General features: G+C 68.0%; 19 protein-coding genes and 3 rRNA genes. All 22 read right to left on the bottom strand.

Features of this window, described 5'->3' with window-relative positions; translation table 11 throughout:
• Positions 1-18 precede the first annotated feature (18 nt).
• The 22 genes from der to tyrS all read right to left on the bottom strand — a co-directional run bounded on the left by der (position 19) and on the right by tyrS (position 24,481).
• Positions 19-1,542 carry a ribosome biogenesis GTPase Der gene (gene der / locus RR49_RS08595; RefSeq protein ID WP_045247665.1) on the bottom strand — a complete coding sequence of 508 codons (1,524 nt, stop codon included), beginning with the start codon at positions 1,540-1,542 and terminating at the stop codon, positions 19-21.
• Positions 1,532-2,248 carry a (d)CMP kinase gene (gene cmk, locus RR49_RS08590; protein WP_045247664.1) on the bottom strand — a complete coding sequence of 239 codons (717 nt, stop codon included), beginning with the start codon at positions 2,246-2,248 and terminating at the stop codon, positions 1,532-1,534. Before cmk ends, der begins: the two co-directional genes overlap by 11 nt.
• Complete coding sequence (locus tag RR49_RS08585) at positions 2,245-3,369, bottom strand: prephenate dehydrogenase (RefSeq protein WP_045247663.1); 1,125 nt, start codon at positions 3,367-3,369, stop codon at positions 2,245-2,247. The genes cmk and RR49_RS08585 overlap by 4 nt, the downstream gene beginning before the upstream one ends.
• Positions 3,366-4,169 (bottom strand): pseudouridine synthase, encoded by an 804-nt coding sequence (locus RR49_RS08580; RefSeq protein WP_045247662.1) that lies wholly within the window; start codon positions 4,167-4,169, stop codon positions 3,366-3,368. Before RR49_RS08580 ends, RR49_RS08585 begins: the two co-directional genes overlap by 4 nt.
• The gene (scpB, locus tag RR49_RS08575) at positions 4,166-4,807 is read right to left on the bottom strand and encodes an SMC-Scp complex subunit ScpB (RefSeq protein WP_045247661.1); all 642 of its coding nucleotides are present in this window, start codon (positions 4,805-4,807) and stop codon (positions 4,166-4,168) included. The genes RR49_RS08580 and scpB overlap by 4 nt, the downstream gene beginning before the upstream one ends.
• Complete coding sequence (locus RR49_RS08570; RefSeq protein WP_045247718.1) at positions 4,797-5,645, bottom strand: segregation and condensation protein A; 849 nt, start codon at positions 5,643-5,645, stop codon at positions 4,797-4,799. Before RR49_RS08570 ends, scpB begins: the two co-directional genes overlap by 11 nt.
• Positions 5,646-5,736: 91 nt before the next feature.
• Positions 5,737-6,627: a ParA family protein gene (locus RR49_RS08565; protein WP_045247660.1), complete on the bottom strand. Its 891-nt coding sequence runs from the start codon at positions 6,625-6,627 to the stop codon at positions 5,737-5,739.
• A 60-nt stretch (positions 6,628-6,687) separates the two neighbouring features.
• Positions 6,688-7,611, bottom strand: a complete 924-nt coding sequence (gene xerD / locus RR49_RS08560; protein ID WP_045247659.1) for a site-specific tyrosine recombinase XerD — start codon at positions 7,609-7,611, stop codon at positions 6,688-6,690.
• A gap of 16 nt (positions 7,612-7,627) precedes the next feature.
• Complete coding sequence (locus RR49_RS08555; RefSeq protein ID WP_045247658.1) at positions 7,628-8,215, bottom strand: NUDIX domain-containing protein; 588 nt, start codon at positions 8,213-8,215, stop codon at positions 7,628-7,630.
• Positions 8,199-9,896, bottom strand: a complete 1,698-nt coding sequence (locus RR49_RS08550; RefSeq protein ID WP_045247657.1) for a CTP synthase — start codon at positions 9,894-9,896, stop codon at positions 8,199-8,201. The genes RR49_RS08555 and RR49_RS08550 overlap by 17 nt, the downstream gene beginning before the upstream one ends.
• Before the next feature lie 17 nt (positions 9,897-9,913).
• A complete protein-coding gene (gene recN / locus RR49_RS08545) occupies positions 9,914-11,611 on the bottom strand; it encodes a DNA repair protein RecN (protein WP_045247656.1) in 1,698 nt (565 codons plus the stop codon).
• Positions 11,608-12,576 carry an NAD kinase gene (locus RR49_RS08540; protein WP_045247655.1) on the bottom strand — a complete coding sequence of 323 codons (969 nt, stop codon included), beginning with the start codon at positions 12,574-12,576 and terminating at the stop codon, positions 11,608-11,610. Before RR49_RS08540 ends, recN begins: the two co-directional genes overlap by 4 nt.
• Entirely contained in the window at positions 12,573-13,373 is an 801-nt protein-coding gene (locus tag RR49_RS08535) for a TlyA family RNA methyltransferase (RefSeq protein ID WP_045247654.1), read from the bottom strand. The genes RR49_RS08540 and RR49_RS08535 overlap by 4 nt, the downstream gene beginning before the upstream one ends.
• Complete coding sequence (locus RR49_RS15870) at positions 13,373-13,528, bottom strand: hypothetical protein (protein ID WP_169815896.1); 156 nt, start codon at positions 13,526-13,528, stop codon at positions 13,373-13,375. The genes RR49_RS08535 and RR49_RS15870 overlap by 1 nt, the downstream gene beginning before the upstream one ends.
• 75 nt (positions 13,529-13,603) lie before the next feature.
• Positions 13,604-14,644 carry an HAD-IIA family hydrolase gene (locus tag RR49_RS08530; RefSeq protein ID WP_045247653.1) on the bottom strand — a complete coding sequence of 347 codons (1,041 nt, stop codon included), beginning with the start codon at positions 14,642-14,644 and terminating at the stop codon, positions 13,604-13,606.
• Entirely contained in the window at positions 14,641-15,489 is an 849-nt protein-coding gene (locus RR49_RS08525) for a tetratricopeptide repeat protein (protein ID WP_045247652.1), read from the bottom strand. The genes RR49_RS08530 and RR49_RS08525 overlap by 4 nt, the downstream gene beginning before the upstream one ends.
• A gap of 47 nt (positions 15,490-15,536) precedes the next feature.
• Positions 15,537-16,547 carry a hypothetical protein gene (locus RR49_RS15865; RefSeq protein ID WP_169815895.1) on the bottom strand — a complete coding sequence of 337 codons (1,011 nt, stop codon included), beginning with the start codon at positions 16,545-16,547 and terminating at the stop codon, positions 15,537-15,539.
• 87 nt (positions 16,548-16,634) lie between these two features.
• Positions 16,635-16,751 (bottom strand): 5S ribosomal RNA (gene rrf, locus RR49_RS08515).
• A 102-nt stretch (positions 16,752-16,853) separates the two neighbouring features.
• Positions 16,854-19,953, bottom strand: a 23S ribosomal RNA gene (locus RR49_RS08510).
• A 360-nt stretch (positions 19,954-20,313) separates the two neighbouring features.
• Positions 20,314-21,833 (bottom strand): 16S ribosomal RNA (locus RR49_RS08505).
• The 16S, 23S and 5S rRNA genes sit together here, the layout of an rRNA operon.
• Before the next feature lie 524 nt (positions 21,834-22,357).
• Entirely contained in the window at positions 22,358-23,164 is an 807-nt protein-coding gene (locus RR49_RS08500) for a DUF4184 family protein (RefSeq protein WP_045247650.1), read from the bottom strand.
• A gap of 15 nt (positions 23,165-23,179) precedes the next feature.
• Positions 23,180-24,481, bottom strand: coding sequence for a tyrosine--tRNA ligase (tyrS, locus tag RR49_RS08495; RefSeq protein ID WP_048809044.1), 1,302 nt, complete (start codon positions 24,479-24,481; stop codon positions 23,180-23,182).
• Positions 24,482-24,572 lie beyond the last annotated feature (91 nt).

Here is a 24,572-nt window from a genome sequence, read left to right as displayed (position 1 = left end):
GCATCCGCGGCCCCGGTGCTACCTCTTGCGACGCTCGCGCACCCGCATGTTCACGACGACGGGCGTGCCCTCGAAGCCGTACAGCTCGCGCAGGCGGCGCTGGATGAACCGGCGGTAGCCCGGGTCGAGGAATCCGGTCGTGAACAGCACGAATGTCGGCGGGCGCGTCGACGCCTGGGTGCCGAACAGGATCCGCGGCTGCTTGCCGCCGCGTACGGGGTGCGGGTGCTCGGCGACGAGCTCCGACAGGAAGGCGTTGAACTTCCCGGTCGGGATGCGCTGATCCCACGACTCCAGCGCCGTCTCGAGCGCGGGCACGAGCTTGTCGAGGTGGCGCCCGGTGCGCGCCGAGATGTTCACGCGCGGCGCCCAGGCGACGTGCGCGAGGTCCTGTTCGATCTCCCGCTCGAGATAGCGCCGACGGTCGATGTTCTCGTACTCGATCGTGGTGAGCACGTCCCACTTATTGTAGGCGAGCACGAGCGCGCGGCCCGACTCGAGCACCATGTCGATGATGCGCACGTCCTGCTCGCTGATGGGCTCCGAGACGTCGAGCACGACGACGGCGACCTCCGCCTTCTCCAGCGCCGACGCGGTGCGCAGCGACGCGTAGAAGTCGGCGCCCTGCTGCAGGTGCACGCGACGGCGGATGCCGGCGGTGTCGACGAAGCGCCACAGCTTGCCGCCGAGCTCCACGATCTCATCGACCGGGTCGCGAGTGGTGCCGGCGAGGTCGTTCACGACCACGCGCTCGGCGCCGGCCGCCTTGTTCAGCAGCGACGACTTGCCGACGTTCGGCCGCCCGAGGATCGCCACGCGGCGCGGGCCGCCGATCTCGTGCGAGGCGACGGCCGAGACATCCGGCAGCACCTTCACCAGCTCGTCGAGGAGGTCCGCGACGCCACGGCCGTGGATGGCCGACACCGGGCGGGGCTCGCCGAGCCCGAGGTTCCACAGGGCCGCGGCCTCGGGCTCCTGCCGGGCGTCATCGATCTTGTTCGCGACGAGCAGCACCGGCTTGCCGCTGCGGCGCAGCAGCTTCACGACCTGCTCGTCGGTCGAGGTCGCCCCGACGATCGCGTCGACCACGAACAGCACGACGTCGGCCAGCTCGATCGCGATCTCGGCCTGCTGCGCGACGGAACGGTCGATGCCGCGCGCGTCGGGCTCCCACCCGCCGGTGTCGACGAGGGAGAAGCGACGCTCCATCCACTCGGCCTTGTACGTCACGCGGTCACGGGTCACGCCCGGCACATCCTCGACGACCGCCTCACGGCGCCCCAGGATGCGGTTCACGAGCGCCGACTTGCCGACGTTCGGGCGCCCCACGATCGCCACGACCGGCAGCGCCGGCAGGTACTCGTTGCCGTGCTCGTCGGTGAAGACGGCACCGAGCAGCTCGGTGTCGTCGTCATCGAGGTCGTACTCCTCGAGCGATGCGCGCAGCGTCGCCGCGCGCTGGTCGGCGAGTGCATCGTCGATGCCCGCCAGCTTCTCGGCGAGGCCGTCCGGCCCGCCTTCGTACTCGTCGTCAGACGACATCGTGCACCTCCTGTGCCGCGCCGGTCTCCTCGGCGATCACCGCGAGCACCGCGTCGACGGTGCCCTCGAAGTCGAGGTGGGTCGAGTCCACGACCCGCACCCCGTCCGCCGCGTCCATGAACTCGACGACGGCCGAGTCGGCGGCATCCCGTCGCTCGATGGATGCCGCGACCACCGCGACATCCGCCCCCTCGGTCTCCGCCGTGCGCCGGGCGGCCCGCACGGCCGGGTCGGCCGTCAGCAGCACCCGCGCCTCGGCGTCGGGGAACACGATCGTGGTGATGTCGCGCCCCTCGACGACGACTCCCGGGCGTCCCGCGCCCGCGACGAGCGCGCGGAAGAGGCCGGTGAGCCCGCGGCGCACGGCCGGCACGCGGGCGACGCCGCTGACCGCCTCGGTGACCCGCGACGTGCGGATCGCCTCGGTCACATCGGTGCCGGCGACCGACACACGGGCCTCGGCGGGATCGAGTGAGATCCACAGGTCGAAATCGCCCGAGGCGTCGACGACGGCCGATGCGTCGGACGTGTCGACGGCGTGGGCCAGGGCGTGCCAGGCCAGCGCCCGGTAGACGGCGCCGGTGTCGAGGTAGCCGTAACCGAGGCGCGACGCGACGGCGCGCGACACGCTCGACTTGCCGCTGCCGGCCGGGCCGTCGACGGCCACGACCCGCACGAGGCCGGGACGGGTGAGCGATTCGGTCATGAGGGGAGGCTCGCAATCTTCCAGCCGCGGGCCTCGAGACCGTCGACCGCGGGGTGCACGGCACCCGGCACGACGCTGATCTCGGCGAGGCCGAACTGGGCTCCGGGGGAATGCTCGAGGCGCAGGTCCTCGACGTTGACGCCGAGCTCGCCGAGCTCGCCGAACAGGCGGCCCAGCTGACCCGGGGTGTCGTCGACCATGACGACGAAGCTCTCGAAACGGCGGTTCTGACCGTGCTTGCCGGGCAGACGCTCGACGCCCTCGTTGCCGCGGCGGATCGTCTCGGCGACCTCGCGCCGCGCCCCGGGCGCCTCGGGCGCGCGCAGCGCCTCGGCGACGTCGGCGAGGTCGGCGGCGAGCGCGTCGAGCACCTCGACGACCGGCGCCGCGTTCGCCCCGAGGATCTGCACCCACAGCTCGGGGGCGGATGCCGCGATCCGCGTGGTGTCGCGCACCCCCTGCCCGGCGAGGGACAGCGATGCGGCACTGGCATCGGTGAAGCGCGCGGCGAGCAGGCTCGCGACCAGCTGCGGCACATGGGAGACGAGCGCGACCGAGCGGTCGTGCTCCTCCGGACCCATCTCGACGGGCGTCGCCCCGAGGTCGAGAGCGAGCCCTTCGACGACGGCGAGGTCGGCGGCGCTGGTCTCCGCGTCGCGGCAGACGACCCACGGGCGTCCGATGAAGATGTCGGCGCGGGCCGCGATCGCTCCCCCGCGCTCGCGCCCGGCGAGCGGGTGGGAGCCGATGTAGCGCGCGAGGTCGACCCCGCGGCGGCGCAGCTCGACGAGCGGCTCGAGCTTGACGCTCGCGACATCCGTCACGACCGCCTGCGGGTGCGCGACCAGCTCACGCTCGATCACATCCGCGGTGACATCCGGCGGCACCGCCACGACGACGAGCGACGGGCGGTCGTCGGCGGTGGCAGAGCGCCCCGCACCGTAGTCGACGGCGAGCTGCAGCTGCGCGCGCGAGGTGTCGTCGAGGATGACCTCGACCCCCAGCGCCCGCAGGGCGTGGCCGATGCTCGCACCGAGCAGGCCGGCGCCGACGACGCGCACCGGACCCTGAGTGCGTACGGCGACGCGCGGGCGCGCGGACACGGCGGCGGGATCGGTCATCGGAGCTCCGGAGAATCTTCGGGCGCGGGATCGGCGCCCTGGCGCGCGAGGGTGAGCAGCGCGCCCCTCTCCACTGTAGTCAACTCGCGGGCCCGACCCACCGGGAGGCTTCCCAGGTGGAGCGGTCCGAACTGGCGGCGCACGAGTTCGATGACCGGATGCCCCACCTCGGCCATCATGCGCCGCACGATGCGGTTGCGCCCTGAGTGAAGGGTGAGCTCCACCAGGGACGAGGCACCGTGCCCGCCACGGGACGCGTCGAGCAGGCGGGCCTTGTCGGCGACGATCTCGCCGTCCTCCAGCTGCACGCCGCGGGTGAGCCGCGCGATCGTCTGCGGACTGACGGTGCCCACGACCTTCGCGATGTAGACCTTCGTGACCCCGAACGAGGGGTGCGCAAGGACGTGTGCGAGGCCGCCGTCGTTCGTGAGCACGAGCAGGCCGCTCGTGTCCTGGTCGAGCCGGCCGACGTTGTAGAGGCGCTCGTCCCAGTCGGCGGTGTAGCGGCGCAGGTCGGGGCGGCCCTTCTCGTCGCGCATCGTCGAGACGACGCCGACCGGCTTGTTCAGCACCACGTACCGCTTCGACTGGTCGAGCTGCACCGCGGTGCCGTCGACGTCGACCAGGTCGACCTCCGGGTCGATGCGGCTGCCGAGCTCCGTGACGACGACCCCGTTCACGCGCACGCGGCCGCTCGCGATCAGCTCTTCGCAGACACGGCGCGACGCGACGCCCGCGTGGGCGAGCACCTTCTGCAGACGCACGCCCGCGGCATCCGTCTGCTCATCGGCGCCGCTCACCGGAACGCCTCGTCGAAGCCGCGCGAACCGTCGTCAAGCAGGGGTGAAATGTGCGGGAGGTCGTCGAGCGAGTTGATGCCGAGGTGCTCGAGCAGCGCGTCGGAGGTGCCGTACAGGATCGCGCCGGTCTCGGCGTCCTGTCCGACCTCGGTGATGAGTCCGCGGGAGACGAGCGTGCGCACGACGGAGTCGACGTTCACTGCGCGGATCTGCGCGACCTGGCCGCGGGTCACCGGCTGCTTGTAGGCGATGACCGCAAGGGTCTCGAGCGCGGCCTGCGACAGGCGCGACGGCGCCTGCCCGCCGAGGAACTCGGCCACGAGCGGGTCGTAGTCCTCGCGCACGTAGAGGCGCCAGCCGCCGCCGACCTCCCGCAGCTCGAACCCGCGACGCGGGCCGTCGGACTCGCCGTCGTAGTCGGCGACGAGCGCCTGCAGGGCGGCGCGCGCGGCCGCGACCGGCGCGTTCACCGCCGCCGCGAGGCTCACCAGGCTGTGGGGCTCGTCGATCATCAGCAGGATCGCCTCGAGACGCCGGGCCACCGAGCCGACATCCTGCGGCCAGCGCACCGGGTCGGCCGACACGAGGCCGTCGGCCGCGGGGGCGGCGACGTCGTCGGATGTCTCGTCAACGGTCATAGTCGGCTCCCAAACTCGCCAGCGTCTCGTCGCTCCACCGGTCGGCGCTCCATCGGAGCGTCAGCTCCCCCAGGGGCTCCAGCTGTTCGAACGACAGCGCCGCATGGCGGTAGAGCTCGAGGATCGACAGGAAGCGCGCGACCACGATACCGGGCTGCGCGACGCCGGCGACGAGCTCGCGGAACGACAGCGTGCCCGCCGAGCGCAGCAGCGTCACCACGATCGCGGCCTGCTCGCGGATGCTCACGAGCGGCGCGTGCAGGTGGTCGAGCCCGACCTCGGGGATCGCGCGGGGAGCGAACGCGAGCATGGCGAGCGCCGCGAAGTCGTCGGGCGTGAGCGTCCAGACGAGCTCCGGCACCGTGCGGCGGAACTTCTCGTCGAGGCGCGCGGCCCGCGTGTGGCGCCGGTCCTCGCGCTCGAGCGAGCGCGCGAACCACGCGGAGACCTCCTTGAAGGCGCGGTACTGCAGCAGGCGCGCGAACAGCAGGTCGCGCGCCTCGAGCAGCGCGACCGATTCCGCGTCGATCAGCTCGCCCTGCGGCAGGAGGCCGGCGACCTTCATGTCGAGCAGCGTCGCGGCCACGACGAGGAATTCCGACGCCTGCTCCATCTCCTCGTCAGGGTCGAGCTCGCGCAGGTACGCGATGAACTCGTCGGTGACCGCGCTCAGCGACACCTCGGTGATGTCGAGCTCCCGCCGGGAGATCAGGGTGAGCAGCAGATCGAACGGGCCGTCGAAGACGCCGAGGGACACGCGAAAACCGGATGCCGCGGCATCCGCGTTCTCCGACGCGCTCTCCGCGTCGCCGGCAGGGGCGTCGGCGGACGGGGCGATATCCGCGCTCGCGGAGTCGTGCGCGGGGTCCGCCGCGGCGTCGGCGTCGGCGGGCGCGAGGGGGTCGACGACGTCGGGTGCTGCCGCCTCGTCAGGCGACGGCGCCACGGGACACCAGCTCCCGCGCAAGACGCCGGTAGGCCTGCGCGGCCGCGTGCTCGGGGGCGAACTCGGTGATGGGCTGGCCGGCGACGGTCGCGTCGGGGAACTTCACCGTGCGGCCGATGACCGTCTCGAGCACATCATCGCCGAACGCATCGACGACCCGCTCGAGCACCTCGCGCGAGTGCAGCGTGCGCGGGTCGTACATCGTGGCGACGACACCGTCGAGGCGGATCGTCGGGTTCAGACGGTCGCGCACCTTGTCGATCGTCTCGATGAGCAGGGCGACGCCGCGCAGCGCGAAGAACTCGCACTCCAGCGGAATGACCACGCCATGGCTCGCGGTGAGCGCGTTGACGGTCAGCAGACCGAGCGAGGGCTGGCAGTCGATGAGGATGACGTCGTACTCGGGGGCGAGCTTGCGCAGCACCCGCGAGAGGATCGTCTCGCGGGCGACCTCGTTGACCAGGTGCACCTCCGCCGCCGACAGGTCGATGTTCGCCGGCAGCACGTCGAGACCCTCGACGCCGGTGTGCACGACGACCTCATGCGGGTCGCGCTTGGTGTCCAGCAGCAGGTCGTAGACGGTGGGCACGTCGTGCGTGGTGATGCCGAGGCCGGCCGACAGCGCGCCCTGCGGGTCGAAGTCGACGGCGAGCACCTTGCGCCCGTAGGAGGCGAGCGAGGCGGCCAGGTTGATCGCGGTCGTCGTCTTGCCGACGCCGCCCTTCTGATTGCACAGCGAGATGATGCGGGCCGGCCCGTGCGACGCGAGCGGCGCGGGCGTCGGGAAGCCGCGGTAGGGGCGTCCGGTCGGCCCGATCGGGGTGTCCTCCGCTGTCGTCGGAGATGCCTTGCCCCCTGCTGCTCTGCTGGCCACCGTGCTCCTTCTTGCGGATCGTTCGGTCGATTCTAGCGACGAGCAGAGCGGATGCCGCGGCTACCGCGCGCGCGGATGCGAAGACGCGTAGACCTCCCGCAGCGTGTCGACGCTCACGTGCGTGTAGATCTGGGTGGTGGCGACGGAGGCGTGTCCGAGCAGCTCCTGCACGACTCGCACGTCCGCCCCGCCCTGCAGCAGGTGGGTCGCGAAGGAGTGCCGCAGCGTGTGCGGGGACACGTGGGCGTCGAGGCCGGCGCGCTCCGCGGCATCCTGGATCACGAGCCACGCGCTCTGCCGTGACAGCGGAGCGCCGCGCACCCCGAGGAAGAGGCGCGCACTCGCCCGCCCACGGCGGGCGAGTGCGGGTCGCACCCGCGTGAGGTAGGCCCCGAGCGCCTCGCGCGCGTACGATCCGAGCGGCACGATGCGCTCCTTCGACCCCTTGCCGCGCACGCGCACGATCTCGGTGTCGATGACGTCGTCGACATCGAGGGAGACCGCCTCCGACACGCGCGCTCCGGTGGCGTACAGCAGCTCGAGCAGCGCGCGGTCGCGCAGCTGCACCGCGCTCGCGTCATGCTGCGCGCCCGGGGCGGGGCCGGCGCCGTCGAGGAGCCGGTCGACCTGGTCGATCGTGAGCGCCTTCGGCAGGCGCTTCGGCAGCTTCGGCGCGACGAGCCGCGTCGTCGGGTCGACCTCGGCCCATCCCTCGCGCAGCGCGAAGCGGTGCAGTCCCCGCACCGACGACTGCAGGCGCGCGAGACTGGATGCCGCGGGCCGCGGCTCGCCCGAGGCGACCTCGGCGAGGAACCCGTCGACATCGTTCGCCGTGAGCGCCGCGACATCCGTCACGTCGCGCGTCTCGAGCCACGCCAGGTAGCGCGTGAGGTCGCGGCGGTACGCGGCGAGGCTGTGCGGCGACAGCCCGCGTTCGATCGTGAGATGGCGCAGGTACCGGTCGAGGGCGCGCTCGGGGGTCACGGTCGCGCCGCTCCGGTCACGCCTCGCGGCGCAGGCGCTCGGCGGCGGCGAGCGCGCCGGCGGTCAGGATGCCGTTGCGGATGCGCCCCTCGAGCACCGCGTCGACGACGTCGCCGATCGCGATCCACTCCACGCGGATGTCGCGCTCCTCCTCCTCGCGCGCGAACGCCGTCGTGGTCGCCGACAGTCCGCGGGCGAGGAAGACGTGCACGATCTCGTCGTTGCCGCCGGGCGTCGTGTAGATGCTGACGAGCGGTTCCCAGCGGGATGCCTCGAGGTCGGCCTCCTCGGCGAGCTCGCGCCGCGCGGCGGTCGCGGGGTCCTCCCCCGCGATGTCGAGCAGGCCCGCGGGGATCTCCCAGTCGCGCCGACGGATCGGGTGCCGGTACTGCTGGATCAGCAGCATCCGTCCCTCATCGTCGACCGCGACGATCGCGACGGCGCCGGTGTGATCGACGTACTGCCGCACGATCTCGCCATCGCCGTAGCGCACGGTGTCGCTGCGCACGTCCCACACCTTGCCGGCGAAGACGAGTTCGGAGGCGACGACCTCGACGTCGACGGGCTCGTCGGCGAGGCCGCGCGGGTCAGTCGTGTTCGACATCGAAGAGCTCGCTCGCACGACGACGGTCGAGCGACGCGCCCACGAGGCCGCGGAAGAGCGGATGCGGCGTGGTCGGCCGCGAGCGCAACTCGGGGTGCGCCTGGGTGGCGATGTAGAACGGGTGCACGTCGCGCGGCAGCTCGACGTACTCGACGAGGTTGCGGTCGGGCGAGAGGCCCGAGAACACGAGGCCCGCCTCGGAGAGCTGGTCGCGGTAGGCGTTGTTGACCTCGTAGCGGTGACGGTGTCGCTCGGACACGCGCTGTGCGCCGTAGAGCTCCGCCGCGAGCGATCCCTCGCGCAGCTGCGCCGGGTAGAGGCCCAGACGCATCGTGCCGCCGAGGTCGCCGTGGTCGATGATGTCGACCTGCTCGGCCATCGTCGCGATGACGGGGAACTCGGTGTCGGGGTCGAACTCGCTCGACGAAGCGCCCGGCAGGCCGGCCTTGTTGCGGGCGTACTCGACGACCATGCACTGCAGGCCGAGGCACAGGCCGAGCGCGGGGATGCCCTGCTCCCGGGCGAAGCGCAGCGCGCCGAGCTTGCCTTCGATGCCGCGGATGCCGAAGCCGCCCGGCACCACGATGCCGTCGACGGCGGCGAGCGCCTTCTCCGCGCCCTCCGGGGTCTCGCACAGGTCGGACGGGATCCACACCACGTTGACGTGCGTCTCGTGGGCGAAGCCGCCGGCCTTGAGGGCCTCGGTCACCGACAGGTAGGCGTCGGGCAGGTCGATGTACTTGCCGACGAGCCCGATCGTGACCTCGTGCTTCGGGTTGTGCACGGCCTGCAGCACCTTGCTCCACCGGTTCCAGTCGACGTCGGCCGCGGTGTCGAGGCGCAGCGCGCTGACGATGTAGTCGTCGAGTCCCTGGTCGTGCAGCATGGTCGGGATGTCGTAGATGCTCGGCACGTCGACGGCGTTGACGACCGCACCCTCGTCGACGTCGCACATGAGCGCGATCTTGCGCTTGTTCGACTCGGTGACGGGGCGGTCGCTCCGCAGCACGAGCGCATCGGGCTGGATGCCGATCGAACGGAGCGCCGCGACCGAGTGCTGCGTCGGCTTCGTCTTCTGCTCGCCCGACGCACCCATGAACGGCACGAGCGACACGTGCACGAAGAACACGTTGGCGCGGCCGAGCTCGTGACGGATCTGACGCGCCGACTCGATGAACGGCTGCGACTCGATGTCGCCGACCGTGCCTCCGATCTCGGTGATGATGACGTCGGGCCGCGGGTCCTCGCTCGCCTGCAGGCGCATGCGGCGCTTGATCTCGTCGGTGATATGCGGGATGACCTGCACGGTGTCGCCGAGGTACTCGCCGCGGCGCTCGCGGGCGATGACCTGCGAGTAGATCTGGCCGGTGGTGACGTTCGCGGCCTGGCTGAGCTCGATGTCGAGGAAGCGCTCGTAGTGGCCGATGTCGAGGTCGGTCTCGGCGCCGTCGTCGGTCACGAAGACCTCGCCGTGCTGGAACGGGTTCATCGTGCCCGGATCGACGTTCAGATACGGGTCGAGCTTCTGCATGACGACTCGGAGTCCCCGCGCGGTCAGCAGGTTTCCGAGGCTGGCGGCGGTCAACCCCTTCCCCAACGACGAAACGACACCACCGGTGACGAAGATGTGCTTGGTGGTGCCGTTAGGGGTTCCGTGGGGGGCTGACTCAGTCGTATGCATCACGGGCTTTCATCCTATCAGCGGGTCGGGGGGGCGAGGTCCAGCAACTCGCGGGCGTGGCTCAGCGCCGACGCCGAGTCGGAGAGCCCCGACAGCAGCCGGGCCATCTCGGCCTCGCGCTCGGCGCCGTCGAGCCGGCGCACGCTCGAGGACGTCACCGACCCGTCGCTGGCCTTGACGACGGTGAGATGGTTGCCGGCGAAGGCGGCCACCTGCGCGAGATGGGTGACGACGATCACCTGGGATGTCTCGGCGAGCCGGTGCAGCCGGCGACCGACCTCGATCGCCGCGGCGCCTCCGATGCCCGCGTCGATCTCGTCGAATACGAAGGTCGGCACCGGGTCGGTGGAGGCGATGACGACCTCGATCGCGAGCATCACGCGACTGAGTTCGCCGCCCGACGCACTGCGGGCGACCGGTCGCGGCTGCGCGCCCGGGTGCGGTGCGAGCAGGATCGCCACCTCGTCGCGACCCGACGATGACTCGGCCGTCTCGGTGATCGCGATGGTGACGGTCGCGTCGGGCAGGGCGAGTGCGTGCAGCTCGTCGGTGACGGCGCTCGCCAGTGCGGATGCCGCGTGCTCCCGCGCCTGCGTGAGTGCGGCGGCCGCGGCATCCAGGTCTTCGGCGGCGGCCACGCGTTCGGCGCGCAGGGCATCGACCCGGTCGGGATCGTCGTCGAGGTCGAGGAGGCGCAGGGCGCCGGTGCGGGCGAGCTCCAGGGCGGCGTCGAGGGAGCCGTGGGCGCGCACGAGCGCGCCGAGCGCGGCCCGCCGCTCCTCGAGCGCGGCGAGCTCCTGCGGACCCGACTCGTCGAGGTCGGCGAGGTAGGCGGCGAGGGCGGCCGCGGCATCCGTCGCCCGGTATCCGAGCTCGGTGACCTGTCCGGCGATCTCTGCGAGCGCGGCGTCATTGTCGGCGGCGCGCTCGAGGGCGTGCCGCGCCTCGCCGAGGAGGCCGATCACGTCGGGAAGGTCGTCGTCACGGGAGAGCGCGTCGTGCGCCTGAGTCGCGGCGGCACGCAGGTCTTCCGCGTGCGCGAGACGTTCTGCTCGCGCGGCGACGTCGACGTCCTCCCCCGGCTGGGGATCGACGGCCTCGATCGCGGCGAGGTCGGCGCGTAGCGTCGCAGCCTCGCGGGAGCGGGCTTCGCCGTCGCCCTCCAGCTCGGCCAGCACCCGGTCGAGTTCGCGCACGCGCGCGTAGGCGGCGCGGTAGCCCTCGAGAGCCGCGGAGATCGTCGCTCCGCCGAACCGGTCGAGGGCGTCGCGCTGGGCGGCGGCCGAACGCAGACGCAGCTGGTCGGACTGCCCGTGCACGACGACGAGGTGCTCCGCGAGCTCGGACAGCACCCCGACCGGGGCGCTGCGCCCGCCGACGTAGGCACGACTTCGCCCCTCGGCGCTGAGCGAGCGACCGAGCAGCAGTTCGGCGCGGCCGTCGCCGAGGTCGTCGAGGTCGCCGCCGGCGTCGGCGACGCGCTCGGCGACAGCCCCCGTCATCGGGACGATCCAGACGCCGTCGACGCTCGCCGCGGATGCCCCGGCGCGCACCGCGCCCGAGTCGGCGCGGGCACCGAGCACGAGTCCGAGGCCGGTGACCACCATGGTCTTGCCGGCGCCGGTCTCTCCCGTGATCGCGGTGAAGCCGGGACCGATGGGCAGCACGGCGTCGTCGATGACGCCGAGGCCCTGCAGGTGCAACTGCTCGATCACGCGTCGTCGCCCTCGTCCCGGGCCCCGCCGATGATCGGGTGGGTGCCGGTCGACAGCTCGTCGGGCCCGCGCCAACCGGCCACCGGCAGATGGAACTTGCGCACCAGGCGGTCGGTGAAGGCCGGCGCGTGCAGGCGTGCGAGGCGCACCGGCTCGGGAGAGCGGCGCACGACGACGCGCGCACCCGGGGGCAGCTCATGCGAGCGACGACCGTCGGCCCACAAGATGCCGACGCCGTCGGTGCGCGCGAGCACCTCGACGGCGACGGCCGCCTCCGGTCCCACGACGAGCGGCTTCGCGAAGAGGGCGTGCGCCGACAGCGGGACGACGGCGAGCGCCTCGACGGACGGCCAGATGACAGGCCCGCCGGCCGAGAAGTTGTAGGCGGTCGACCCGGTCGGGGTGGAGACGACGACCCCGTCGCATCCGAAGCTCGACAGCGGGCGCCCGTCGATCTCGATGACGACCTCGAGCATGCGCTCGCGGCTCGCCTTCTCGACGGTCGCCTCGTTGAGCGCCCAGGTCTCGTAGACGACCTCGCCGCGGCTGTTCTTCACCCTCACCGACACCGTCAGGCGCTCCTCGACGCGGTACTCCCGCGAGATGACGCGCGCGACGGCTTCATCCAGGTCGTCGCGCTCGCTCTCGGCGAGGAACCCGACGTGACCGAGGTTGATGCCGAGGATCGGCACCGCGGCGCCGCGCACGAGCTCCGCCGCGCGCAGGATCGTGCCGTCGCCGCCGAGCACCACCGCGATCTCGACCCCGTCGACCGGCACCTCGATGCCGAGACGCGGAAGGTTCGCGGCCGCAGGCAGCACCTCGCCGAGCTCTTCTCGATCGTCGCGGGCGAGCACGGGCGATGCTCCCGCGTCGACCAGGGCGCGGATGACGCGTTCCGCCGCGTCGACCGTCGCCGCACGGCGGGCGTGGGCCACCACCAGGATGTAGCGTTCCTCGCTCATCGCCCTCCCGTCATGCTGTGGACCGCCTCGCTCCATTCTGTCGGAAGCGTCCCGCCGCCCGGCCGCAGGTGCACGAGATATTCGCGATTCCCGTGCGTGCCCGCGATCGGGGAGGAGACGACGCCGGCGGTGCCGAGGCCCAGATCCCAGGCGGCCCAGAGCACGCCGTTGACGGCGTCCTCCCTCAGCGCGGGATCCGTCACGAGTCCCCCCGTGACGGCGGTGCGGCCGACCTCGAACTGCGGCTTCACGAGCAGCACGATGCGGGCATCGGATGCCGCCACCTCCGCGACCGCAGGAAGCACGAGGGCGAGCGAGATGAACGACAGATCGCCGACGACGACGTCGGGCGCGGCATCCTCGCCTGTCGCCCCGGCGAGCGCGGCGCGGGTCATGAATCGCACGTTGAAGCCCTCGACCGCCGTCACCCCGGGGTCGCGCGCGACCTCGGCCGCGAGCTGGCCGTGACCGACGTCGACGGCGAGCACGCGCCGCGCGCCGCGCTCGCGCAGCACCTGCGTGAACCCGCCGGTCGAGGCGCCCATGTCGAGCGCGAGGCGCCCGGTGACGTCGATCGCGAAGGCGTCGAGCGCCGCAATGAGCTTGTGCGCGCCCCGACTGACGTAGTGATCGGATGCCGCCACCTCGAGGTGCGCGTCATCGCTCACCGTCGTCGAGGCTTTCACCACCGGCGTGCCGTCGACGGTGACGAGCCCGTCGGCGATGAGCGTCGCCGCGTGCGTGCGGGATCGGGCGAGTCCGCGGCGGGCGAGTTCGGCGTCGAGGCGCCCGGCCATCAGGCCCCGGGCGCGGCGTCGAGCCGGCGGGTGAGGTCGTCGAGCACGTGCTGGTAGCCGGCGGCGCGCGCGGCGAGCGGCTGCTGCTCGATCACCTCGAGCTCGCCGACCAGGTCGGGGCGGGCGTCGGAGGACTCGGGCGCGGCGGTCGACATGATCCCAGAATACGTGTCCGCACAGCGCACCGGCGGGCTCCCGCGCCCGTGGCGCGAACGACCGGCGTCGCTGCCTCAGCTGACGCGGAACGGATCGGCGTACAGCTCCTCCGGCACACGGAAGCCGAAGATCGCGCGCCCGCTCCCCCAGATCGCGGCCGCTCCGGCCCGCAGCAGGTCGATCGGCTCGTCGCCCGCGGAGACCACGCGCAGATCGACACCGTCGATCGCGACCTTCGCTTTCCCGACAGTCGTCACGTCCCCGGAGGTGATCGTCTCGGGGTAGGGCGCCGTCAGGTCGCGGAGGTCGCGCAGGATGAACGTCGGACGCGAGGTCTCGGGCGCGGCGAGCACATGCTTGGGCCGGTCGATCCCGGTGAGCACCAGCGCCGACGCGATGTCGGCGGCCTGAGCGCCCGCGATGTCGGTGTCGAGTCGGTCGCCGATGAAGAGCGGATGCTGCGCCCCGAACCGTGCGACGGCCTCGTGGAAGATGGGCGCCTCCGGCTTGCCGGCGACGACGGCGAGCCGGCCGACGGCCGTGTGCACGGCCGAGACCAGCGTGCCGTTTCCCGGGGCGATGCCGCGGCCCTGAGGGATCGTCCAGTCGGTGTTGGTCGCGATCCAGGGGATCCCGCCCTCCTCCTCCGGCGTCGCGAGGGCGTACGCGGCTTCGGCGAGATCCTTCCAGCCGACCTCGGGTGCGAAGCCCTGCACGACGGCGGCGGGCGCGTCGTCGGCGCTGCGCGTGACGGTGAATCCGGCCTTCTCCACCTCGGTCACGAGCCCGTCGCCACCGATCACGAGGATGCGCGACCCCGCGGGTACGCGCGCGGTGAGCAGCCGCATGGCGGCCTGCGGGCTCGTGACGATGTCGGTCGGCTGCACGCCGGCCAGGCCCAGCTCGCGCAGGTGGGCGGCGACGGTGGCGTCGGTGCGCGACGCATTGTTGGTGATGAAGCCGAGGCGGCGGCCCGAGGCCGCGGCCGCGTTGAGGCTCTCGACGGCGTGCGGAATCGCCCGCGGCCCGGCGTACACCACACCGTCGAGGTCGGCGAGCACCGCATCCACCCCGTCGAGGGGGGCGGATGCCGCGGCCTTCCGCCCGAAGATCATCGCGCGTCCTCGTCGTCAGTCAAGTCGGCGACCTTCTCGTCGTCCGCATCCGCTGCGACGTCGTCCACGGGCTGGGCAGGCGCGCGCAGAGCGTCATCCGCCTCATCGCCGACGAGCTCGTCGGCCGCCTCATCGATCTCGGATTCGGCCGGCGCACGCAGCTCGTCGCACGCCTCGTCCTCGCTCTCGTCGAGAGTCTCGTGCTCGTCGGCGTCACGATCCTCCACGTGCGCCCAGTCTTCGACGCTCTCGACGGTGTCGTGGGCGTCCTCGTCCTCGTCATCGTCGTCCGAGATGACGATGAGCTCCTCGTCCTCGCCGAACCCATTGGCCTGGTCGATCGCGTCCGCCGCGATCTCGGCACGGCGGTACCACTCGGATGCCTCGGCCTCACGGCCGAGCTCCTCGAGCACTCCGGCCCGCGCCGCGAACAGCGCGGGGCTGTACGAGAACGCACGGTCAGGGTCGAGCTCGGGAATGTCCAGCTCGGTCAGTGCCCGATCGGCTTGTCCGAGGTCGAGGCGGGCACCGGAGAGGGCGATCGCCAGTTCGACGCGCTGCTCGGCATCGAGAGTCGAGACATCGACCGCCCGACCCTCCTCGAGCGCACGGTCAGGCCGACCGATACCCCGCTCGCTGTCGACGATCAGGGCGATCGAGTCGTCACGACCGGAGATACGGCGATAGGTCCGCAGCTCGCGCAGGGCGAGCGCGAACTCGCCACGCGCGTACGCGGTGATGCCGGCGGTCTGCCGCACGATCGCGATACGCCCGGCGCGCCGCACGGCGGCCTGAGCGTGCGCGTCCGCTCGTACGGGGTCCTCGTCGATCAGGCGGCTCGCCATTACGAGATGGCGGGCGACCTCCTCAGCGTTCTCCTTGCTGAGGGTCTTCAGCTCGTTGCGGGCGCGGCCGTCGAGGTCACGTCCGGTGACGTCCTCGGGAACGAACGGCTCGACAGGGCGGTCAGCGCGGGCGTCCTGCGGCGGGCGCGAGGAACGACGATCGGATGCCCCATCCCCCCGGTAGCCTCCGCGCTCCGCACCCCGATCAGCACCCCGGTCCGCACCGCGATATTCGCGGCGATCCGCTCCACGATCCGTCGAGCCGCGTACTCCGCCACGATCCTCGCCGCGATACCCGCCACCCTCGGCGTTGCGTTCAAACGGACGGTAACCGCCGCGATCCGACGCACGATCGTGCGAGCCGCGGTACTCACCACGATCTCCGCCACGATCGGGCCCGCCTCGGTAGCCGCCGCGATCCGCCCCACGACCCGACGCGCCGCGGTACCCGCCGCCCGAAGGCGCGCCGCCCACGCGGCCGCTGTCGCCACCCCGTGCGGATGCACCGCGATAGCCACCCTGTCCGTCCTGGGAGCGCGGAGGCCGCGAACCGCCGAACCCATTCCGACGCTCACCGCCGTTGTACGCACGAGAATCGCGTTCTCCACCGGAACCGCGAGGGGATGAGGTGCCCCCGGCCGGGCGGAAGCCGCCCTGATCCGCCGCCCGATCTCCCGAACGGTACGGCCTGTCTCCCCGGGGGGAACGATCATCGTTGCTCGGCCGACCGCCGGAGCGATATGGACGATCGCCGCCATCACGGCGCGGACGATCTGCGCCGTCACGACGCGGGCGGTCACCGTCATACGAGCGGGGCCGTCCCGACGACCCGCCGGGAGAGCGTTCTTGCCCGTCACGACGCGGGCGGCCGCTGAAGGCGTCGTCTGAGCGAGCCGGGCGCGCACGATTGTCGTCTGAACGACCCGTCCCCGACGCGCCTGATCGATACGCGCCACCTGAAGGGCGGCCCGTACGATCTCCGGAACCACGACGGGGTCCGTTCTGACGTCGATCGCTCGCGCGGCGCTGCTCATCATCTGAGCCAGAACGCTCGCCACGTGTCTCGTCGGCCATCGGCCCTCCTTCAGAGTGTCCCGGCAAACAGAAATGGCCACCCAGCACTGGGTGGCCATTTCTCGAAAGAAGTCCGGCGGTGTCCTACTCTCCCACAGGGTCGCCCCTGCAGTACCATCGGCGCTGAGAGGCTTAGCTTCCGGGTTCGGAATGGGACCGGGCGTTTCCCTCTCGCTATGGCCGCCGAAACACTATTGATGTTTCAGTCTGCACAACAAAAGTCATTGTCATGCGGTTCTCGACCGTACATCGAGAACCACTCAGTGGACGCAAGCACCTACAAACGAGGTGTTATCAAGTCATCGGCTTATTAGTACCGGTCAGCTTCACGCGTTACCGCGCTTCCACATCCGGCCTATCAACCCAGTAGTCTGGCTGGGAGCCTCTCGCCCGAAGGCATGGAAGTCTCATCTTGAGGCCGGCTTCCCGCTTAGATGCTTTCAGCGGTTATCCATCCCGAACGTAGCTAATCAGCGGTGCTCCTGGCGGAACAACTGACACACCAGAGGTTCGTCCAACCCGGTCCTCTCGTACTAGGGTCAGATCCTCTCAAACTTCCTACGCGCGCAGCGGATAGGGACCGAACTGTCTCACGACGTTCTAAACCCAGCTCGCGTACCGCTTTAATGGGCGAACAGCCCAACCCTTGGGACCTACTCCAGCCCCAGGATGCGACGAGCCGACATCGAGGTGCCAAACCATGCCGTCGATATGGACTCTTGGGCAAGATCAGCCTGTTATCCCCGAGGTACCTTTTATCCGTTGAGCGACAGCGCTTCCACAAGCCACTGCCGGATCACTAGTCCCGACTTTCGTCCCTGCTCGACCTGTCAGTCTCACAGTCAAGCTCCCTTGTGCACTTACACTCGACATCTGATTGCCAACCAGATTGAGGGAACCTTTGGGCGCCTCCGTTACTTTTTGGGAGGCAACCGCCCCAGTTAAACTACCCACCAGGCACTGTCCCTGAACCGGATTACGGTTCTAAGTTAGATATCCAGAGTGACCAGAGTGGTATTTCAACAATGACTCCACCTGAACTGGCGTCCAAGCTTCAAAGTCTCCCACCTATCCTACACAAGCCACACCGAACACCAATACCAAGCTGTAGTAAAGGTCACGGGGTCTTTCCGTCCTGCTGCGCGTAACGAGCATCTTTACTCGTAATGCAATTTCGCCGAGTTCGCGGTTGAGACAGTTGGGAAGTCGTTACGCCATTCGTGCAGGTCGGAACTTACCCGACAAGGAATTTCGCTACCTTAGGATGGTTATAGTTACCACCGCCGTTTACTGGGGCTTAAATTCTGAGCTTCGCTTACGCTAACCCTTCCTCTTAACCTTCCAGCACCGGGCAGGCGTCAGTCCGTATACATCGTCTTGCGACTTGGCACGGACCTGTGTTTTTAGTAAACAGTCGCTACCCACTAGTCTCTGCGGCCTCCAAACGCTTTCGGAGCAAGTCCTAATACGTCGAAGGCCCCCCTTCTCCCGAAGTTACGGGGGCATTTTGCCGAGTTCCTTAACCACGATTCTCTCGATCTCCTTGGTATTCTCTACCTGACCACCTGAGTCGGTTTGGGGTACGGGCGGCTTGAACCTCGCGTCGATGCTTTTCTCGGCAGCATAGGATCACCCACTTTTTATCCGCATCGTGTCTCAGCCGAACGAGTGACGGATTTGCCTATCACTCAGCCTACGCACTTGCACCAGGACTACCATCGCCTGGCTTGGGCTACCTTCCTGCGTCACACCTGTTAATACGCTAACCGCACCAGCATGGGGTCATGCGCTAGCCCTCACACCGCCTCCCGAAGGATTGAGTATGAGGATTCGGGCATTTAGCACCACTGGATTGATTGGGGCGGTTCTTCGCCGGTACGGGAATATCAACCCGTTGTCCATCGACTACGCCTGTCGGCCTCGCCTTAGGTCCCGACTTACCCAGGGAAGATTAGCTTGACCCTGGAACCCTTGGTCTTTCGGAGGACGTGTTTCTCACACGTCTTTCGCTACTCATGCCTGCATTCTCACTCGTGTCGCGTCCACGGCTGGGTTACCCCGCCGCTTCACTCGCGACACGACGCTCTCCTACCCATCAACACGGCTGGACCACGAAGGCCTACCACTAATGTCAATGCCACAACTTCGGTGGCGTGCTTGAGCCCCGTTACATTGTCGGCGCGGAATCACTTGACCAGTGAGCTATTACGCACTCTTTCAAGGGTGGCTGCTTCTAAGCCAACCTCCTGGTTGTCTGAGCAACTCCACATCCTTTCCCACTTAGCACGCGCTTTGGGACCTTAGTTGGTGGTCTGGGTTGTTTCCCTCTCGACTATGAAGCTTATCCCCCACAGTCTCACTGCTGCGCTCTCACTTACCGGCATTCGGAGTTTGGCTGACGTCAGTAACCTGGTGGGGCCCATCGGCCATCCAGTAGCTCTACCTCCGGCAAGAAACACGCAACGCTGCACCTAAATGCATTTCGGAGAGAACCAGCTATCACGAAGTTTGATTGGCCTTTCACCCCTATCCACAGCTCATCCCCTCAGTTTTCAACCTAAGTGGGTTCGGCCCTCCACGACGTCTTACCGTCGCTTCAGCCTGGCCATGGATAGATCACTTCGCTTCGGGTCTAGGACACGCGACTGAATCGCCCTATTCAGACTCGCTTTCGCTACGGCTACCCCTCACGGGTTAACCTCGCCACGTATCGCTAACTCGCAGGCTCATTCTTCAAAAGGCACGCTGTCACAGCTGCTAGGGCTGCTCCAACGGTTTGTAAGCAAACGGTTTCAGGTACTATTTCACTCCCCTCCCGGGGTACTTTTCACCTTTCCCTCACGGTACTTGTCCGCTATCGGTCATCTGGGAGTATTTAGGCTTATCAGGTGGTCCTGACAGATTCACACGGGATTTCTCGGGCCCCGTGCTACTTGGGATACTTCTCGCGCCAAGTGAGGCATTTCGACTACGGGGTTGGCACCCTCTATGACTGGCCTTTCAATGCCATTCGTCTATACCTTCTTGTCACGCTCGCAATTCGGCAGAACTGCATGAAAAGTCCCGCAACCCCGAACGTGCAACGCCTGCCGGCTATCACACACGCTCGGTTTAGCCTCTTCCGGTTTCGCTCGCCACTACTAACGGAATCACGGTTGTTTTCTCTTCCTGTGGGTACTGAGATGTTTCACTTCCCCACGTTCCCTCTACCCGCCCTATATATTCAGGCGGGAGTCACTGGGTCGGCACGCCGCCCAGCGGGGTTTCCCCATTCGGAGATCCTCGGATCAAAGTGTGCTTATCCACTCCCCGAGGCTTATCGCAGATTGCTACGTCCTTCTTCGGCTCCAGATGCCAAGGCATCCACCGTTTGCTCTTAAAGACTTGAAATCACATGAGCTGATCTATCGATCATTCGTTTGTGAAACGATGCTTACGCATCGTCTCTAAGATGCTCGCGTCCACTGTGTAGTTCTCAAAGTACGGGCGGTACCTTCCCCGCTTGCCGTTACGGCAGCCAGAAAAGGTCCTGAGGTCAGGTTGGGCTCGAAAGCCACACCCGGTCCCTCAGGACCCAACAGCGTGCATGTGCCGGTCGCTCCGCGACGAACCTTTCCAGCTGCAAGCAGCGTACTGAGTTCGGCGTTTCGCGCCGGCACCTCGTCAAATGTTCCACCCATGAGCTGACCAGTCGAGAACATTCGTCTCGAGTCTGGCTCTGGAAGTCCGAAGACTTCAGATGCTCCTTAGAAAGGAGGTGATCCAGCCGCACCTTCCGGTACGGCTACCTTGTTACGACTTAGTCCTAATTACCGATCCCACCTTCGACGGCTCCCTCCACAAGGGTTGGGCCACCGGCTTCAGGTGTTACCGACTTTCATGACTTGACGGGCGGTGTGTACAAGACCCGGGAACGTATTCACCGCAGCGTTGCTGATCTGCGATTACTAGCGACTCCGACTTCATGAGGTCGAGTTGCAGACCTCAATCCGAACTGGGACCGGCTTTTTGGGATTCGCTCCACCTTACGGTATTGCAGCCCTTTGTACCGGCCATTGTAGCATGCGTGAAGCCCAAGACATAAGGGGCATGATGATTTGACGTCATCCCCACCTTCCTCCGAGTTGACCCCGGCAGTATCCCATGAGTTCCCACCATTACGTGCTGGCAACATAGAACGAGGGTTGCGCTCGTTGCGGGACTTAACCCAACATCTCACGACACGAGCTGACGACAACCATGCACCACCTGTATAGAGACCTTGCGGGGCGACTGTTTCCAGACGTTTCCTCTATATGTCAAGCCTTGGTAAGGTTCTTCGCGTTGCATCGAATTAATCCGCATGCTCCGCCGCTTGTGCGGGTCCCCGTCAATTCCTTTGAGTTTTAGCCTTGCGGCCGTACTCCCCAGGCGGGGAACTTAATGCGTTAGCTGCGTCACGGAATCCGTGGAATGGACCCCACAACTAGTTCCCAACGTTTACGGGGTGGACTACCAGGGTATCTAAGCCTGTTTGCTCCCCACCCTTTCGCTCCTCAGCGTCAGTTACGGCCCAGAGATCTGCCTTCGCCATCGGTGTTCTTCCTGATATCTGCGCATTCCACCGCTACACCAGGAGTTCCAATCTCCCCTACCGCACTCTAGTCTGCCCGTACCCACTGCAGGCCCGAGGTTGAGCCTCGGGTTTTCACAGCAGACGCGACAAACCGCCTACGAGCTCTTTACGCCCAATAATTCCGGATAACGCTTGCGCCCTACGTATTACCGCGGCTGCTGGCACGTAGTTAGCCGGCGCTTTTTCTGCAAGTACCGTCACTTTCGCTTCTTCCTTGCTAAAAGAGGTTTACAACCCGAAGGCCGTCGTCCCTCACGCGGCGTTGCTGCATCAGGCTTTCGCCCATTGTGCAATATTCCCCACTGCTGCCTCCCGTAGGAGTCTGGGCCGTGTCTCAGTCCCAGTGTGGCCGGTCACCCTCTCAGGCCGGCTACCCGTCGACGCCTTGGTGAGCCATTACCTCACCAACAAGCTGATAGGCCGCGAGCTCATCCCTGACCGAAATTCTTTCCAGCTGCTGAAGATGCCTTCGCAGCTCGTATCCGGTATTAGCAGCTGTTTCCAGCTGTTATCCCAGAGTCAGGGGCAGATTGCTCACGTGTTACTCACCCGTTCGCCACTGATCCAGAGAGCAAGCTCTCTTTCACCGTTCGACTTGCATGTGTTAAGCACGCCGCCAGCGTTCATCCTGAGCCAGGATCAAACTCTCCGTAAAGAATTTTTGCTGTTCCGAGCGGAATAGGCCCGGCGCAGCGAGTTTGATCTGACCAAAGGGATGTCATTGCTGACTATCCGTTGCCGGCACCAAAGTGCCGGTCTTTGATCCAAAGGAATCTCAGATCAGCCGAAGCTGATCACGAGGTTATTTGGCATTTGACAAGTGCACGCTGTTGAGTTCTCAAGGATCGGATGCTCCTGCCTTCCAGCCTCTCGGCCTTCTCTGCAGGGCAACTTCTCTATCTTATCCGTCTCGTTTCGCTTGTCAAATCCGGCGTGTCGCGCTTGGCGATCTGGGATCCGACTACTCGACGAGTAGGAACCCCATCGTAGACATGACGTCTCAGACTCTCAAGGAGTCTGTCTGATGGGGTTTGTCTCCGCTTGAGGAGGGGAGGCTTTCTCAGCCTCACCGCGCTCCTTTGGGGCGAACAAGTAATACTTTACGTGGGCCCCCGGGGTCGGGCAAATCACCGCCGCATCCCGGGCGTGTCGCGGCATCCTCCCGCGGAAATCCGCGGATCACGCAGGCGCTCGCTCCGCAGCGGATCGGGGCGTGCGCCACTGGACACGCACGCACAGCGCCACGGTGACGGCACCCCACAGCGCCGCTGCGGGTGGGAGCACCCGGTAGGCGAGATGCTGCGGCGTGTACTCGTGCGTGAAGCCGCCACCGATCACGAGACCGCACACCCACGCGAGCACGAGGATCGCCGGGAGACTCGCCCACCACGCGAGCCGCAGGTATCGGTTCGCCCGCGGCGCCGGCATCCGGGGCGACCGTGCGAGGGTCATGGTCGCCCAGACGGCGAGAACCAGAAGCCCGAACGCGCTCGATGTGTACTGCACCCAGCGGTATCCATCGAGGGGTCCCCACATCTGCGCGAGCACCGGGATGATCGCGCTCCCCCATCGTCCTTCGTGGCTGAACGCATCCCACACCAGATGTGTCGCCACCCCAATGGCGAGCGCCAGCACCCACCACGCGATGACGGTGACGCGTGCACGCACTGTGCGGGCGGCGAGAGTCTCGAACTGACGGCGGGGCGAGGCATCCCAGGCTTCGGGAAGGCGGCGTGCGAGCCAGGTCGGCGCGAGCGGACGCACCGCGGGACGGAGCACCACGCGCCACACGAGCCACAGCACGGCGGCCATCGCCGTCGTCACCAGGATCGCCCGCGGGTCGTGCGTGACCACGTAGGGAATCGGAAGCTGACGGGTGAACAGGGGGAGGTCGGGGGTCATCGCCCCGACCGCGACAGCGGATGCCGGCAGCACTGTGCGCGCGAACGGGAGGGCGACGACAGCATGGCTCGGTGTGAACGGCATCGCTCCCCCGTGTGGTCAGCCGGGGAGGAGCCCGGCGAGCGTCTTCTTGCCGCGCCGCAGCACCGACACCCCGCCGGGAAGGCCGAGTGGCACGACCGCCGAATCGTCGTCGACCTTCTCGCCGTCGATGCTCACGCCGCCCTGCGCGATCGCACGACGCGACTCGGACAGTGACGCCGTGAGGCCCGTGTCGACGAGCGCCTGCGCGACACTCGATCCCGCCACGACCTGCGCGCTCGGGAGCTCGTCGATCGCGGTGCGCAGCACCGCGGCATCGAGCGCGCGGAGATCACCGGACCCGAACAGAGCGTCGGAGGCCGCGATCACCGCGCGAGCTGCCTCCAGGCCGTGCACCGTCGTCGTGACCTCGGCCGCGAGGCGACGCTGCGCCGCCCGCCGGAACGGCTCGTCGGCGACCTGCCGCGCGTAGTCGTCGATCTCCGCCTTGGTCAGGAACGTGAAGATCTTCAACCTGTCGATCACATCGGCGTCGAGCGTGTTGAGCCAGAACTGGTACATGCGGTACGGGCTGCACATCGCGGCATCCAGCCAGATCGCGTTGCCCTCGCTCTTGCCGAACTTCGTGCCGTCGCTGTTCGTGATCAGCGGTGTGCCGATCGCGTGCGCCGACACGCCCTCCACCCGGTGGATGAGGTCGGTGCCGCTCGTGAGGTTGCCCCACTGATCGCTGCCGCCGGTCTGCAGCACGCAGTCGTAGCTGCGGAAGAGCTCGAGGTAGTCGAGGCCCTGCAGGATCTGGTAGCTGAACTCGGTGTAGCTGATGCCGGCTTCGGAGTTGAGGCGGGCGCTGACGGCATCCTTCTTGAGCATCGTGCCCACGCGGTAGTGCTTGCCGATGTCACGCAGGAAGTCGATCGCCGACAGCGGTGCCGTCCAGTCGAGGTTGTTCACGAGCCGCGCCGCATTGGCGCCCTCGAAGCTCAGGAACTGCTCGACCTGGGCGCGCAGCTTCGCGACCCACTCCCCCACGGTCTCCTTCGTGTTGAGCGTTCGCTCGGCCGTCGGGCGCGGGTCACCGATGAGACCGGTGGACCCGCCGACCAGGCCGAGCGGCTTGTGCCCCGCGAGCTGAAGCCGGCGCAGCAGCAGCAGCTGCACGAGGTTGCCCAGGTGAAGGCTCGGTGCGGTCGGGTCGAAGCCGCAGTAATACGTGATGGGGTCTCCGCCGAGAAGCGCGCGCAGCGCATCCTGATCCGTGGACACATGCACGAGGCCCCGCCACACGATCTCGTCCCAGACGTTCGGGAACGCCGGATCGTTGGCGGGCGCGAGTGCGCTCAGTTCGGGCGTTGACACGCTTTTCAGGCTATCGGATGCCGCGGGCCGCCCTCGGCTCGATGGCGCGGTGTCGCAGGAGACGTGCCTCGATCGCGGATGCCCCGTCGGG

The organism is Microbacterium ginsengisoli (genome assembly GCF_000956535.1).
GTDB lineage: Bacteria > Actinomycetota > Actinomycetes > Actinomycetales > Microbacteriaceae > Microbacterium > Microbacterium ginsengisoli.
This window is presented reverse-complemented; position numbering and strand designations above follow the sequence as displayed.